The 15,914-nt window shown below is 46.4% G+C and carries 12 protein-coding genes and 1 pseudogene; 5 read left to right on the forward strand and 8 right to left on the reverse strand.

Annotated elements, in window-relative coordinates:
- The first annotated feature begins 6 nt into the window (after positions 1-6).
- The gene (locus KW844_RS19895; protein ID WP_218378539.1) at positions 7-1,713 is read left to right on the forward strand and encodes a RagB/SusD family nutrient uptake outer membrane protein; all 1,707 of its coding nucleotides are present in this window, start codon (positions 7-9) and stop codon (positions 1,711-1,713) included.
- A gap of 238 nt (positions 1,714-1,951) precedes the next feature.
- Here KW844_RS19895 and KW844_RS19900 read toward each other — a convergent pair whose 3' ends face one another.
- Positions 1,952-2,350 carry a DUF1634 domain-containing protein gene (locus KW844_RS19900; protein WP_218378540.1) on the reverse strand — a complete coding sequence of 133 codons (399 nt, stop codon included), beginning with the start codon at positions 2,348-2,350 and terminating at the stop codon, positions 1,952-1,954.
- A gap of 4 nt (positions 2,351-2,354) precedes the next feature.
- A complete protein-coding gene (locus KW844_RS19905; RefSeq protein WP_218378541.1) occupies positions 2,355-3,191 on the reverse strand; it encodes a sulfite exporter TauE/SafE family protein in 837 nt (278 codons plus the stop codon).
- Between the two features lie 143 nt (positions 3,192-3,334).
- Between KW844_RS19905 and KW844_RS19910 the strand changes: the two genes are divergently transcribed.
- Together KW844_RS19910 and KW844_RS29120 are read left to right on the forward strand one after the other, a co-directional pair.
- Positions 3,335-4,165, forward strand: a complete 831-nt coding sequence (locus KW844_RS19910) for a S1 RNA-binding domain-containing protein (RefSeq protein ID WP_218378542.1) — start codon at positions 3,335-3,337, stop codon at positions 4,163-4,165.
- Positions 4,166-4,246: 81 nt separating this feature from the next.
- On the forward strand, positions 4,247-4,462 hold the full coding sequence (locus KW844_RS29120; RefSeq protein ID WP_255578537.1) for a hypothetical protein: 216 nt from the start codon (positions 4,247-4,249) through the stop codon (positions 4,460-4,462).
- 24 nt (positions 4,463-4,486) lie between these two features.
- On the opposite strand, the pseudogene KW844_RS29450 reads toward KW844_RS29120, so the two are convergent.
- Positions 4,487-4,696, reverse strand: a pseudogene (locus tag KW844_RS29450) (helix-turn-helix domain-containing protein); the annotation flags it as partial.
- A gap of 97 nt (positions 4,697-4,793) precedes the next feature.
- On the opposite strand from KW844_RS29450, the gene KW844_RS19920 reads away from it, so the two are divergent.
- The gene (locus KW844_RS19920; protein ID WP_218378544.1) at positions 4,794-5,024 is read left to right on the forward strand and encodes a hypothetical protein; all 231 of its coding nucleotides are present in this window, start codon (positions 4,794-4,796) and stop codon (positions 5,022-5,024) included.
- Between the two features lie 143 nt (positions 5,025-5,167).
- On the opposite strand, the gene KW844_RS19925 is transcribed toward KW844_RS19920, so the two are convergent.
- Positions 5,168-5,521 carry a helix-turn-helix domain-containing protein gene (locus tag KW844_RS19925; protein ID WP_218378545.1) on the reverse strand — a complete coding sequence of 118 codons (354 nt, stop codon included), beginning with the start codon at positions 5,519-5,521 and terminating at the stop codon, positions 5,168-5,170.
- 97 nt (positions 5,522-5,618) lie between these two features.
- Here KW844_RS19925 and KW844_RS19930 point away from each other — a divergent pair, with 97 nt between their 5' ends.
- On the forward strand, positions 5,619-5,849 hold the full coding sequence (locus KW844_RS19930) for a hypothetical protein (protein WP_218378546.1): 231 nt from the start codon (positions 5,619-5,621) through the stop codon (positions 5,847-5,849).
- A gap of 50 nt (positions 5,850-5,899) precedes the next feature.
- Here KW844_RS19930 and KW844_RS19935 read toward each other — a convergent pair whose 3' ends face one another.
- From KW844_RS19935 to KW844_RS19950, 4 genes are all read right to left on the reverse strand, one after another.
- Positions 5,900-6,130 carry a helix-turn-helix domain-containing protein gene (locus KW844_RS19935; RefSeq protein WP_218378547.1) on the reverse strand — a complete coding sequence of 77 codons (231 nt, stop codon included), beginning with the start codon at positions 6,128-6,130 and terminating at the stop codon, positions 5,900-5,902.
- Between the two features lie 258 nt (positions 6,131-6,388).
- Entirely contained in the window at positions 6,389-7,303 is a 915-nt protein-coding gene (locus KW844_RS19940) for a PorP/SprF family type IX secretion system membrane protein (RefSeq protein ID WP_218378548.1), read from the reverse strand.
- Positions 7,304-7,316: 13 nt separating this feature from the next.
- Positions 7,317-14,252 carry a cadherin domain-containing protein gene (locus KW844_RS19945; RefSeq protein ID WP_218378549.1) on the reverse strand — a complete coding sequence of 2,312 codons (6,936 nt, stop codon included), beginning with the start codon at positions 14,250-14,252 and terminating at the stop codon, positions 7,317-7,319.
- Positions 14,253-14,459: 207 nt separating this feature from the next.
- The gene (locus KW844_RS19950) at positions 14,460-15,902 is read right to left on the reverse strand and encodes a hybrid sensor histidine kinase/response regulator (protein WP_218378550.1); all 1,443 of its coding nucleotides are present in this window, start codon (positions 15,900-15,902) and stop codon (positions 14,460-14,462) included.
- Positions 15,903-15,914: the final 12 nt, after the last annotated feature.

Here is a 15,914-nt window from a genome sequence, read left to right on the forward strand (position 1 = left end):
TCCGTTATGAAAAAGATATTCTATATATGCTGCATCGCTGCTGCCACACAGTTGCTGGGTGGATGCAAAAAAATGTTGGAGGAAAAACCGCACGGCGTACTTACGCCTGATTTTTACAAAACCAGCCAGGGCCTGAAAGCTGGTCTGGATGCGGCCTACGCCGGCACACGTACGGTATGGGGCAATGAAGATTATTTTTCACTCACTAACCCTGCCACCGATGAATGGTTGCGTGGAAATGATGGCAACAAGGATTTGTTTCTGTTGTCCACCGCTTATCAGTCCACCGATGGAAAAGTTACCGCGCTGTGGAACAACTGTTATACCTACATCAATTCCTGCAACGCCGTGATTGAAAATGCCGCTACCGTTACCGGCATTAAAGATGACCTGAAAGCCCGTATGGTAGGGGAAGCCAGGTTCCTGCGCGCTAATTATTATTTTGTGCTCGTGCAGTTGTGGGGAGATGTTACCCTCACCACGAAATTTAACACAGAACCGCTTACCTCCGCTAAGCGCGATCCCCTGGCGGACGTGTATACAACTATTATCCAGGATCTGAAAGATGCTATTGCTGTGTTGCCAAAAAGTCCCGGCACCAAGGGAGTTGACCCTGGCAGAGCTACTGTAGTGGCGGCCCGGCATGTGTTGGCAAAAGTATACCTGACCCGTGCAGGCAGCAGTGCCAAACAACCGGACGATTACCTGAACGCCTATACGAATGCACTGGAGGTGATCAACAATGGAGGTATGTCGCTCCTGCCAGATTTTGCCAGTGTATTTGCAGAAGGGAATGAGAATAGTTCCGAGGTACTATGGGCAGTACAACATACCACCAGCCTGGCCTACAACGGATCGCCCAACCAGGACAACCGTACCCCGGATAATATGCTGGTACATTTATTTGTTCCCCAATATGAAAAAGTGGATGGTATGCAGCGTGATATTCTGGGTGGCCGGCCTTACATCCGCACGGTGCCTTCCCGCTGGCTTACGGATACTGTGTTTGCTGAAAGGCAGAACGACACACGTTTTCATAAAACCTTTCAAACGGTATGGTATTGTAATAACGCCAACAGTATACCTAAGTGGCCTACACCATTGCCTGCGGGTGCACCTGCCGGAGCAGTAGCAGGTGGTCCTAAATTTAAGCTGGGAGATACGGCTATTTATTTGCCGCTGGCGCCTAAAACAGCGCAGCAGATTGCAGCAGCACCGTATACCATGATCCCTTCGGATCAGTATAATGCGCGCATGAGTCCCGCCTTGATGAAGTATATAGATACAAAACGCAGTGACATGAATGCACCGTCAGTACGGCCAGTAATAGCTTACAGGCTGGCGGAAACTTACCTGATAGCTGCCGAAGCACTGATGATGGATGGCCGTGTAGCCGATGCCGTGCCTTATGTAAACGCAGTACGTGAGCGTGCGGCTTATCCTACCGGCAACAAAGCACTGATGGATATTTCAGCAGCGAATCTTAACCTGGATTTTATATTGGATGAGCGTTCCCGTGAGCTGGCGGGTGAGAATGTGCGCTGGCTGGATCTGGCGCGTACCGGGCAACTGGAGGCGCGTATCAGAAAACATAATCCTGAGTGCAGGACCAGCTTCCAGAGCCCTAAACATTTGCTGCGACCAATACCGTTGGATCAGATTAACGCGGTTACTACCGGGCCGGCGTATGGGCAGAATAAGGATTGGCTGTAGACTTAAAATGACCGGCGATCAGCCTCACTGCACGCAGTGCGGCGAGGCTGACCCAAAATAAAAGATGAGGATGTATCAAAAATAAATTAAGCGCCTGAGAGTTGTCTAAAGGTCGACATGTCTCCATCAGGTACCCGAATAAAAAGGGTGTATCGTACTTTTGACATCCTCATCTTTACTCAGTTCCCCAAAGCCTGGTATTGGATTCGTTTGTGTAAGACAGGAACCAAAAAAAAAATTATCCGGCGAGTTCACCTACCATGCTAAAACAAATCACTCCCAATACGATCAGGGTTATAAACACATACAGATAATCGCGTTCCAGCAGGAATGCGAATGCAGACAGTGCCACGCGGATAATGGGTGTAGCAATGAGGCATACAACACCCAGCTGAATAATTTCCATGCCATGTATACCACGAACGCCCTGAATAATACCCGAAAAGCTGTCCAGTCCGGCTCTTACTCCCGTGAATTCACGGTAACCGGGGAGTTCGCCGCCATGGCGGTACAGGTAGATTAATCCCCCAATAAACACCAGTACGCTGGCGGTAACAACGCCTATCCGCAATTGCTTGCCGATGAGTTGCTGAATATCCTTATCTGCCCAATATCCTTTATTAAAAATGTGTTTCATGTGCTTAGAGTTTTCCGGTATAACCATTATAAATCATCTGGATGGCGAGGAACGTAATTACAACGCTGAAGACTAAACGAAGTTTTGATACGTTAGCGCGTACCAGCAGTTTAGAGCCACCGAAGGCGCCTGCGAGCACACCCAGAACTACCGGCAGGCAGAGGCCCGGAGAAATGTAGCCACGTTGCAGGTATACCACTGCACTGGCGGCGGCGGTAACGCCGATCATGAAATTACTGGTGGTGGTAGACACTTTAAAGGGTATCCGCATGATATTATCCATGGCAAGCACTTTTAGTGCACCGCTGCCGATGCCGAGTAATCCGGACATAATACCGGCAAACATCATCATGAAGTAGCCGCCTGCTACGCGGTGTACCGTATAGCCTACCTTTCCGGCTGGGGTAGGATAGTCACCATTGAGGCGCAGCTTACGGGCAAGCTCACTGGTATCCTCCTCATTCACGTTATTGGCTTTTGGCTTAAAGGACATGATCGCGGAAAAGATCAGCACACAGCCGAAAATGATGGCTACGATATTGGTGGGCATAAAAACGGCGACCAGTGCCCCGATCACGGCACCAGTAGTGGTAGCTATTTCCAGGAACATGCCCAGGCGGATATTGGTGATCCCTTCCTTTACATAGGCAGAAGCTGAACCGGAAGAAGTAGCGATGGAAGCAATGAGAGCGGTACCGATGGCATAGCGGATGTCGACATGGAATACAAGCGTGAGCAAAGGAATAATGACCACACCGCCTCCCAGGCCGGTGAGGGACCCCAACATGCCGGCCGTGAATGCACCGAGCAGCAGGATCAGCGTGAAAGCTAAAATCGTCATAAGATGGTTGGTTGGTGTTTTGATGCAATTCCGGGTGCTTAAACCCTGAAATTTATATGATTGTTGCAAAAGTAAGCAGAATATGATTCTGGGCAATCCCACAATCTATAAGTAACTTGCAGGCTGTTAATTAACTGATTATTATGATACGAGTTGGTGAATACAACTACCTCCGGGTGAAGAAAAAAGCTGAATTTGGTGTATACCTCGAAGGCGTAGACCAGGAAATCCTGCTGCCTACCCGCTTTGTACCGGCAGGTACCAAAGTTGGTGATGAGCTGAAAGTGTTTATTTATCACGACTCAGAAAACCGGTTAATTGCAACAACACAGAAGCCTTACGGTGTGGTGGGGGATATTGTGAGCCTGAAAGCGGTCAGTACTACGCACCAGGGTGCCTTCCTCGACTGGGGCCTGATGAAGGATATTTTCGTACCTACCTCCCAGCAGCTGTCCAAGATGGTGCCAGGGCAGGAGTACCTGGTAAAAATCTATCTGGATGAGCTCACGGGCCGCGTGGCCGCTACAGAAAGGATCGAGGGCACGCTCAGCAATGAAAATATATCTCTCACCGAAAAAGACCCGGTAGACCTCATCGTATACCGCAGAACGCAGATCGGTTATGTGGTGATTGTGAATAACGCACATTTAGGCATCCTGCATCATGGTGATATTTTTAAACCGGTAGATGTGGGTGACAAGCTGAAAGGTTTTGTTCGTCAGGTAAAAGACAACAAGATCGATGTGGCACCCGGACAGCCCGGCTTCAAGAAAGTAGAAGATGAAGGTGCAAAAATTCTGCGCCTCCTCCAGGAAAATGATGGCTACCTGCCGTATCATGATAAGTCCACCCCGGAAGAGATCCAGGCGTTTTTCGGCATGAGTAAGAAAACGTTTAAAATGACTACCGGGAACCTTTACAAGCAAAAAAAGATCGAGTTTACGCAAACCGGTTTCAAAGCTGTGGAGGAATAAAAAAGGAAAATCGTGGGGCTGCGCTTGCATCGATAACACATATGTGTTATCTTAGAGTATTACTATCCTAACCATAGATTTATGAAGAAAATCGCAATTGGTGCCGCAGCCCTCGGCATCCTCATCGCACTGAGCGCATTTGTTGCCAGTACTAACTCACTTATTGGAATCAAAACCTTTTTCAGGCTTGGTCTTGGCGGACTTGGGCTCATGATGCTCGCCAGTGCCTACTTCCTCGTTTCTTCTTTTCTGATTTCTCAAATGCTTCTCCGACAGAAGCTCCTTGAAATGGAGTAAGTCATTTTCGGGCGGGATGGTATTGAGTAAATCTCCTGCCCGTACTCCAAGCGCTTCCGCAATTCTGTGAATCATGTCAAACCCCGGTTGCCGGCGGGCATTGAGTATTTTGTTAATATACGCAGGTTCTACTCCCACCTCATAGGCAAATGTCGCCTGCGTCCAACCCTTAGCCACCCGTGCGGCGTCAGCGTTAAAAGCAAAGATGATCAGTTCCTCTGTGTATTTAAACATCTCAGCAAGATAGACCTGCCCTGCATTTGAGTTCAAGCACTATTGTACTAGCATTATTGTACTATATGTATAAATTACTTATATTCAAATAAAAAACATGAGAAAAGACGAGATGTTAAATGTCATCCTAAGAAAATTTTTATCAGAATTAGCCGCATTGGATCAAAATGCAGTTACTGTTGTCAGCGTATCGATTACGCTAAAGAGAGAATATTTTCCCAGAAACGGGAACATAGAGCTGTTTACAAAAAATGGCATCACCAAAGCTATTCATGAACAGGAAGGTCGAATTCCCTTCCGCCATAGATTAACTTGCTACGAACATTGACCCCACAAGCCTGGGTAAGCTGGTTTTGCCGCTGAATGATTCTACTACCGCTGATGCCCCTAATTTTGGGTCGCTGGGATCACTTATACCACTGGTTTGCTGCGTGGATCACCCATATGGCGAATTTTTCACTCGTGATACTTCTATTTTTTGGCAACTTGTTTTGAACGAACGGGGGCAGACTTTTCTGCGGCAGCCTTCGCGGCCTTTTTTTCGAGGTTCTTGCGATGTTTCGCTATCAGTGACTCCTTAAACTGATGGAATGCTTCCGTGGGCGGAATGTTGCTGAGTAAGTCGCCTGCCGGCATCTGTAACGCATCGGCAATCCGATGGATCATTTCGAATCCTGGTTGGCGGTGCGCATTTAATATTTTGTTCAGGTACGCGGATTCCACTCCTACCTCAGCAGCAAACCGCATCTGCGACCAACCTTTGGCCGTATGCGCAGCATGCGTGTTATAGGCAAAAATGTATAATTCCTCCATGTAATTGAACATGGAAGCAATTTAATCGCGTATAGCATTTTTAGTCAAGCACTATTGTACTGGTAATATTGTACAATATGTGTATTTAACTTATATTCACTTAAAAAGAATGGTAAAAGACGAGAAAATAAATGCAATAATTGGAAAATTTCTGTCAGAATTAGCTGCTGTGGAGCAAAATGCAGTCTCCCTTGTCACGGTGACACTCACAGTTAAAACAGAATTTCTGCCTAAAGCAGGCTACAGGCAACAGTTAGAGGTAGATGGCGTATCCAAAACCATCCATGAGCAACAAGGCAGTAAACCAATGCCCTATTATGTTACCTGCTACGAACAGTAACCATAACAAACATTCATTACCTCAAAACCATTGACTATGAAAGATTTGAGCTATTCAGATAAGTCTGGAAGCAACTCCCTGGGAGATACATCCAAAGCATCTGCAAGCGCATATACGGTGCTTAAACTGGGATCTGTTTTCCCATTCTCCAGTCGGGTCATATAACTGGGCTCCATATCAGCTTCAAATGCCACTTCTACCTGTGTGAGTTTGCGCGCCAATCTCAATCTTCTGAGGTTAGCACCAAAGGCTTTGGTTATATGTGGGTTCTTCTCCGGCATTAAAACTTGAAATATACCTTGAATACGCACGATTAGACGGGCACAACAGCACTAGTTCGTTAAAACTATATGCGTAAGTAGTTATATCTCAGTAAGCTATGTGGGAGAATTAATATGCAAGAAATATTCTCAAAATCTAAAGTTGGGTCCAAATCTGAGATTCAAAGTTACCAAATTACAATGGAATCATGATAAGAAAAAAAGAAGCAGTCGCGCGAGGGCGCGACTGCCTGAAATAGTGGGTTTTCACAAATAGAGTTATTTGAACAGATGCAGCACCAACCCTACCTCCAGCACACCGCTGGAATAGTTTTTCAGTCCCGCCGTCTGTGTAGTATACATCACCTGGAAACCAGCAATGGAGCGGAAATTAAAACCCGCACCTATTGTACAGTTCTTGCTGGTATGGTACATCCCGAAAACATTCAGGTACTCATTAGCCAGCACAATGTTGGCCCCGATATCCACCAGGTCATCATAACCACGCACCCCACGGTAGCATACCTTCGGTTCCACATACGGCACCGCATCACTGATGCGCACTCTATACGAGGCCGCCGCAAAATAGGAGGTTGCGTCAATCGTCTGGTCATCCTGCCTGCGAAGATTATTCATGATATTAGGCATAGCGGCCTGCAATGTAAGATTGCCATTCGTGTACGCCATGCCATAATCGATCTCAAAGTAATTATCCCTGCGGTTAAATGCACCAATTGCAGGATCAATCACCTCACCCACAATAGCCGCTTTATCCAGGCGCTCACTGTTTATACCCAACGATAAACCGAAATGCAGCTGGTCCTTACCACTCGCATTCAACGGCAAATGATAAGCGTAGGTCATGGCAATTTTTGTACGGTTAATCAGCCCTGCCTTGTCGTTCAATATATTCAAACCTGCCCCTACACGATTTCCTACATAATAGTCCGCTGTACCAGCCTTAGTCACAGGGGAGCCAGGTACATCGTTCCACTGTCCTCGGTACGACAGGTTGATATGCAGTCCGGTGTCGATCCCGGCCATCGCAGGATTAGCCAGGTACTGGTTCTGGAAATACTGGCTGCCCAACGGCTGCAGCGGGGCCGTTCCTTTGGACCAGCCCTGCCCATACACCTGTGGCATATATCCAAGCGTTAACAATAGTACAACGCCACCAAGAAATTTATTTAACATCAGTTCTTTAAGTTTAGTGTTCACGCACAATAGTGATAAAGCCTTTCATACTGCTGCCATTACCCAAATCCAGGATATAATAGTAGGTACCTTCCGCCAGTGGCTGGCCATTCAGCTTGCCATCCCACTCGTTGTTATAGCCCTTTCTGGTATATACCAGTCGCCCTGCACGATCGAAAATTCTCACCTCGTTATTCAGATACCTGCCAATGTTTTTCACAACCCATCGGTCGTTGATACCATCGCCATTTGGTGTAAGCAGGTTAGCTGCCTCCACCTGCACCTCTCCCCTTACTTCTACTTTCACATCGGTAGTAACCGTACAGCCGTTAACGTTAGTAACCGTTACCAGGTACACACTATTCGCCTCTGGTTTTATAGTAAGCACCGGTGTATTTTTACCATCGATAATATAGGCGCCATCACCCCACTCGTAGCTCACGCCCCCACTGGCTGTCAGCTTCACTATGCTGCCCGCAGGTACAGGGTTAGGTTTATCGCTCACCACTTTCACATCCGGCACCTCATTTACCAGCAACTCAAATGTTATGGCTACCTGGTCCACTCCGCCGTTGGCCACACCTCCATTATCGCGCACAAGCACCGTGATGGTGGTTGTACCCTTTGTATTATCCTTCAAGGTAAATCTGACAGCGCCAGTGCCATCTTTGTTATCACGGGTGGTGAGACTTGTAAAGAAGTCCTGCGAGCTGGTAGCCACCAGGGTAATCGTTTGTCCGGATTCAGGACCTGCACTTAAGCCGGTGAGGCGTACTTCCTGTGCCTGATGGCCATCACAAACTACCTGCTTCGTTACTGCGTTAATGGTAGGTACTTCATTGACATCCACTACCGTAATCACCATATCTTTTTCAAACGTTAAACCACGCTTATCGGTCACGCGTATACGAACGGTATAGTTATCTTTTTGCTCGTAGTCAAACACCGCATCTGATATCAACTGGTTAGCCCCGTTGAGCTTGAATTTGGTTGCATCCGCCCCGCCTGCAATCGCATAAGCGAGTACATCTCCGGCATCCGGATCTGTGGCGCTCAGTGTACCTATGACCGTACCTGCCGGTGCATTTTCCAGTATGGTATTTTTATCCAGGGAGATGTTGGTAGGCGCGGAGTTAATGGAGGTAACAGTAATAGTTAAATCCTTCTCCATCCATATACCACCAGCGTCTGTAACGCGAACGCGAATGATATAATCTTTCTGCTGCATGTAGTCCAGCAGGGCATTTACCAATACCTGGTTACCCGTGATGCTGAACTTATTTTGATCTGCACCACCAACGAGGGTCCAGGTGAAGGTCTCGTTTGCATCAGGATCAGTAGCCATCAGATTTCCTACTACACTGCCTACAGGTTTTAATTCCGGTATAGTATTATTATCCAGCTTAATGTCGGTAGGTGGTTCATTGAGGTTGACTACCTGGATCACAAAATCCTTGGTATAACTCAACCCGCCACCATCTGTTACTTTGATTTTAATATTGAATTGCGCTTTAGTTTCGTAATCAAATACAATTTTGGTTACTAAAGTAGTGCCGTTGATCTCAAAGGCCGCATCATCTGCCCCGCCTGCAAAACTGAAAGTAAGCTGGTCACCGGCATCCGGATCTGTGGCTGAAAGCGTACCCACTGTGGCACCTGCTGCCACCACTTCGCTTACCGTATTATTGCTCAGGTTAATAGCCGAAGGTGCTTCATTGCTATTTGTTACGGACACCGTAAAGTCCTTTTCAAAGGTGTTATTGGCAGCATCCGTAACCCTGATGCGCAAGGTATAGGTTTGCTTCGTCTCGTAGTCAAACACGGTATTGGTACGTAACTCATTACCCTGAATGGTGAAAGATGCACCATCCCCACCCGGAACAATCGTAAAGGTATGTGTATCGTTGCCTGCATCCGTAGCGGTTAATGTACCCACTACTGTACCAACAGGTTTATTTTCTTCGATGGTATTGGCAGATAACAGTATAGCTGTTGGCGCAGGATTCACGGCAACTACCCCGATTCCATAAACTTTTTTCGTCGTATTACCATGACTATCGGTTGCTTTTATGCCGATAGTATAGATAGATTTTGTGGCACCATCCACCACAATTGCCATTCGCAGCTCATTGTTCACAATGGTAAATTTGCTGTCATCTACATATCCTGAAAAAGCGATGGTTACCGCATCGTTTTCCGGATCGCTGGTAGTAATGATACCTACCAATGTACCTACAGGACTATAATCCTCCACCATTTGATTACTCAGGTTCAGGTCTGGCGATTCATTCACATTATTTACCTGGATAGTAAATGCTTTTAAGAAGGTAGCGTTACCGGCGTCTGTTACCTTGATGGTAATGGAGTAAGCACTTTTCACCTCGTAATCAAATGAAGCATTGGTACGTAACTCATTGCCTACTATCGTGAATGCCGCTGCATCCCCACCAGGTTCAATAGTATAGGTATGCGTGTCATCAGCATTTGCGTCGGTAGCAGTTAATGTACCTACCACGGTACCTGCCGGCTTATTTTCATCCACGGCACTGTTGTTCAGTGCAATATCCGTTGGCGCCTTATTTACCCTGTTTACCGTAATGGTAAAGGTCTTAGCATCTGTGAGGCTGCCTTTATCCGTTACTTTTATTTTCACCTCATAGGATGCTTTCACGAGGTAATCCACCACTGTCTTAATCTTCAGCTGGCCACCCACTATTTCAAACTGGTTGTCATCTGCGCCGCCATCAAAAGCAAATGCCTGTGTTTCATTCGCATCTTCATCCGCCACGGTGAGGTTGCCAATTACAGTACCCGCAGGACTGAAATCATCAACGGTTGTATTACTCAACGAAAGTACCGGTGCTTCATTTACATCCAATACGTTGATGGTAAACACTTTTTCAAAGCTAAGGCCATCAATATCCGTCACTTTTACCTTAACCGTATAGGCATGACCGTGTTCATAATTGAATACTACTTTATTATATAGCTTATCATTCACAACCAGGAAGCTGTCCGCATCCAGGCCAGGTAGCAGGGTATAGGTAAACGACTCGTGGGCGTTGGCATCCACGGTAGTAAATGTGCCAATCTCTGTATTTACTGGTTGATTTTCTGTGATATTGCTGGCCGACAATGTGACATCCGTTGGGGTAAGCGGCACATGCACCACATTGATAGTAAATTGCTTTGTAAAGCTCAGGCCACCCGCATCAGTTGTTGTAACGCTAATGGAATAAGCAGATTTAACAGTAACGTCAAATGTTTGTGTAGTTATCAGCGCATTGCCTGAAAGATGGAATGCATCGTTATCCCCACCGGTGCCCAGGGTATAGGTAAAGGTATCCCCTGCATCCTCATCAGTAGTGCTCAGCGTTCCTACAGTATTACCGATCACTGCATTATCACCCACCGTGGTACTGGAAATGAAAATATCCGTAGGCTGCTCATTCACGTTATTAACATTAATCACAAAGTCTTTTTCCACATCCAAACCTTCGCCATCCACCGCTCTTACACGGATGGTATACTGGTTTTTCACTTCGTAGTTAAAAGAGGTCGCCGTTTTCAATTCATAGCCATCCAGCACAAACTGGTCCGCATCGTTGCCAGGTACCAGCTCCAGGTCAAAGGTGAAGTTATCAGGATCCTGTACGGTAAATGTACCTACCAGGGTTCCTGCTGGCTTATTTTCATCAATTGTATTTACATCCAGGGAGATACCAGCCGGACTTTCATTCACATTTTGTACGTGAATGGTAAAGTCTTTCTCAAAGAAATGGCCAGCAGGATCCTGCGCTCTGATGCGGATGGTGTAAGTTTGCCTGGTTTCAAAATCGAATACCGCCGCAGTTCTCAGTATATTATCCGCACCGATGGTAAACACTGCAGCATCCAGTGTATTTACGAGCGTAAAGCTGAGTGTATTATTTTCGGGATCAGTGCCCGTTACATCCGCGATAGTTGTACCAACAGGTTTGTTTTCATCCACATTGGTATTGTTTAACAGGATATCAGTTGGCGCTTCATTTACATCCTTTACCGCAATCACAAAATCCTTGGTCATCCAGGCGCCATAATTATCAGTCACCTTTATGGTGATACGATACTCTCTTTTGGTTTCGTAATCAAAAGCTGCTTTGGTCAGCAGGTCACCGGTAGCATTTACTTCGAAACTGCCCATATCCGGGCCTCCTACCACTTCAAATGTAAATGTATTGCCCATATTAGGATCTACCACTCCCAATATACCTACTACGGTTCCTGCTACACTGTTTTCATTCACCTCAGCATTTGTAAGGGTAATATCTGTAGGTGCCTGGTTAACGCTTACGTCCACCGCTAAGGTGTTGCTGGCACTATTTGGACGACCTACGGCATCAAAAAGCTGTCCGGCAGGCAGCTGAACCTGCACAATACCACTGCTTACCGCAGCTACGGTGAGCTTATACTGCGTGTTGGATATTTTTTGAATGTTGGTGATAGTTCCATTGCTAACCGTGAACTTATCTGCTGTTAACAGATCCATATCTTTACTAGCTACCACATCCACTTCAAAACTGTTCACTGCTACTGTTGGTCCTGAAAGCACTACATCAAAAGGGTTTGGATCATACGTCCAGATAACGGTATTTGACTCGGCATTGGGAATGCCGGTGGTGCTCTGTGTGACACCTGCATTCAGGTACACTGATATCGGACCCGGACCTGCCGGAAATATATACAACATGACGTCCTGATAAGTAGGACTGCCAGGCGGCACTATGGTAATTGCCGACGCGTTGGTAGAAACAAAATGCGATAAAATAAGTGGCGATGTAACCGGAATAGAGAAATGTAAATTCAAAGTGAACGGAGCGGTATAACCAGGTACTCTTGTTAATTCTGGTTGTGGAATATCATTATTATACGCCGCCTGGAAAACAGCTACAGTAGCCAGCGGATTCCCTGCTTTATCATAAAATGCATTGGGATTAACCGTTACATCAAAGGCACCAGTTACGCCAGGTGACACCAACGCGGTGTAATGCGTATCATCCACCCTGGTCAATGGTCCCTGGGAGGCATTGGTAAAGCTGAATGCTCCAGGATCACCAGGCACCACCGGCTCATTAAAGGTGTATGTAATGGTGAATGGTGCCCCATAGGTAGCACCACCAGCGGGCAGTGTTAATACCGGCAACGTATGATCGTAAGTGATATAAGCACTGCTTACGCCCATACCAATTTTATTATTGTAATTATCACGCACGTTAGCTGTACCCAGTAGTGACAAGTTTAAATCGCCATCACCGGTAATGCCACTTAGTTCAATACGGAAGCTGGCAGGAGAGAGCCGCACTACCCCCGAAACCACTGCACCACCCACTGATCCGGTAATACCGGTAACAAAATCTGTGGGTAATGGTGCGGTTACTTCTTCACTGAAAGTCAGCACGAACGCACCGGTATTGAGGTTGGTAGGGGTAGGTGTAACAGGTACGATCGAAAGCGGCCTGGGTATTTCCACGTCATAATGATGATTAACGATGGTGCTGGCAACATTACCGTTTCCATACTCATCATACGCGGCATTTTCCATAACGCCGAAGTTAACATCTGCCGTAGGCGTTACAGGAACAAATGTGATTTTATACACGGTGCCATTATTTGGCGCCAGTTCATTGATGGTAACTGCACCATGTGTACCTAATAATCCGGTGGCGGAAAGCCCCGTCACAGGCTCACTGAAGGTAACAACAGCCTCAAACTGGTTCAGCACATTATTGGTAGAAGGAACAATACTCAACACGGTAGGCCTTACCAGATCATAATTCAGAATCAGCTCATTGGAAGCCACATTATCGATATTCGTTTCACCCTTGATTGCACCCGCCTGCAGCTTCACGCTGATAGCACCGGATGGCGGCGCAGCTACCGGTGTTACCAGGTACTCATACACGCCAATCGAAGGATTGCCGGTAAATACAGCCGTACCATTTGTCACAGTTAATTTGGAGGCATCAAAAGTAGCAGACTGCACATTTTTATCAAATTCCACTTTCACGGTAAAAGGCCCGTTTACTTTGGTTTTACCACCCACCACAGTAATAGTAGGGATAGGCGCAGTGAGTACCGCCTTAGCCATATAGTAGCTGTTACTTACACCTGTAACTTCCAGGGGATTTCCCGCCAGATCCAGGATTCCACTGGGGCCGGGAATCAATATCACGCCCAGCATTCCGGAATCGCGGTGATCCAGGTTAGTTACATCCAGAAATGTAATCACTCCTGTTTGTTGGTCAGGATTCATAACTACATTATAATCACTATAAGTCACTTTAGTAGTACCCGTAGCTACCCAACCTGATTTGGTAACATTGGTTACTTTTTCAGAAAAGCTGATGTTAAACGACAGCGACGGCATTGTTACTGCCACATCCTTAGGACCTGCAAGCTGGAAAACGCCCGGCACTGGCGGGGTTCCATCTACATTCATACCACTCACACTTACCGGTGTACCTGCAGGCAAGCTGGTAAATCCCTGGTCCAGGTAGTCGCCGGAAGCCACATCACGGATATATCCGGATACGATTTCCAATTTATTATCAAAGTAGACGGTACCGTTAGTGAGGTTATCACCTATTCCTACCACATAGCTGAATTTCTGCACGGCAGCATCAGCAGTGGATTCATTGGTAGCATACCGGGTTTGCCCGTTGATCGTCAGCGCAATGCGCGACAATGCTGTGATGCGTACCACATTGCTAAAGTTTACCGTGAAGGTGAGCTTGTCATTTTTTTTGTAATTGCCGGAAGCAGGTACCTGTACACTGGCAATCACCGGCACAGCGGCCGCTTTCAGAGGTGCAGTACGCGCATGGGCTGTAACTGCGAAAATGTTTAATAGGAGTAAAACAAGAGAAAACACAAAGCTGTTTCTCTGACGATGTACGGTAAAGTGGTGCATAGTCGGATGAATAGCCAATAGAAATACAGGGATAAGCTGCACGTATTGGTAGTACTTAAATAATTGATTTTGATGTAGTAAAGCGATCGATTATCTGCTGCAGGCAATGCGATTCGCAGCTTTTCCGTAGGGTGGCTAAAATGAAGTAGGTATAATTCGGCCGGAAAGATAGCAGTTTATTTTCGCAAATTTTATTTTTTTTTCAGATCACCCCAGCAACGGAAAGGTGACAAAAAAGCTGGTACCCTCTCCTGGTTTGGATTTCACATTGATTGTACCCTTGTGATTGAGGATGATGTTTTGGGTAGCTGTAAGTCCCAGCCCTGTACCTTTTGTTTTACTCGTAAAAAATGGTTCAAACAATTTACTCAGGTTCTCGGCAGAAATGCCGCTACCGTTATCGGTTATACGAAGTAATACTTTATTATGATCAACAGCGGTTTCTATTTCAAGTACTCCTTTGCCAGGTTCCATGGCTTCAATTCCATTGATAATAATGTTGAGCAGGGCAATGATTAATTTCTCTTCATCCGCCCAAACAATCGGGGAATGCGCTGCCAGTTTGTATTCCAGGCGCATATTATGTAACTGCATTCTGTCAGCAGCCATTTGCACAGCTTTGTCGATCAGGGTGTGCAGGTGTAGTTCCTGCATATGCAGTTCCACCATCTTCGTAGATTGCAGTAACTCCGTCACCAACTGATTGATCCTTGTGCAGTTGCGTTCCATGATATCCAGGTACAATACTGCATCCTCCGTTTCGGCTACAGGCTCCATTTTCAGCTGACTGGTGGCCAGTAATATATTCGTCAGGGGGTTTCTCACCTCATGCGCCACCACACGGGCTATACGGCCGGTGATAGCAAATTTTTCATGCTGCTGTTTTTCCCTGGCTTTTTGTTTCAGGGCCGTCACGTCCTGTATCAGGCATAAGTAGAGTTCCTTCTTTTCATCCAGCAGCGATACACTCATCGTCACGTCCAGCAGTTGCTGCCGGCGATTGCGGAAAAGATATTCTTTATGTTGTGTATTGAAGGAGGACAGCGACTGTGCTGCAAAGTCTGCCCCTTCTTCTTCCCCGGCAAATAAATCCCGGAGGTGAAAACTATACAAGGTAGCGTCATCATACCCCAGCAGCCGCAGGGCAGCCGGGTTGGCAGCGATGATGCGCTGGGTTTTATCTACCAGTAAAATAAGGTCATTTGATTTTTCGAAAATACTGAAGTAACGCTTTTCACTTTTCGCAATGGCACTGAGATGCGCATACTTATCCAGTGTATAGCGGATGGCCCTTTCCAGCATGGCCGCATTAATTTCTGACTTTACCAGGTAATCAGATGCTCCTGCTTCCATCGCTTCCTTATCGATGCGATAATCACCTTTGCCTGTAAACAGAATAACGGGGGCATTAATCCCCAATTGGCGAAAATGCTTCAACACATCAATACCCGTAAAGCCACCCAAACGGTAGTCCACCAGGTATAAATCATGTTGCATGGATTCAATGGCGATAATGCCTTTTTGGTAGGAGGAGGCCCATTCCAACAGGTACTGATCAGGCGAAATATCCTGCAGCAGTGCATTTACGAGAAAGAAATCATCTTCATCATCATCAATCATTAAAATGCGCTTCATTCCTGTGTTGGCCATTCTTAAAAATAG

This window comes from Chitinophaga sp. sic0106, from assembly GCF_019219075.1.
In the GTDB taxonomy this organism is placed as follows: domain Bacteria; phylum Bacteroidota; class Bacteroidia; order Chitinophagales; family Chitinophagaceae; genus Chitinophaga.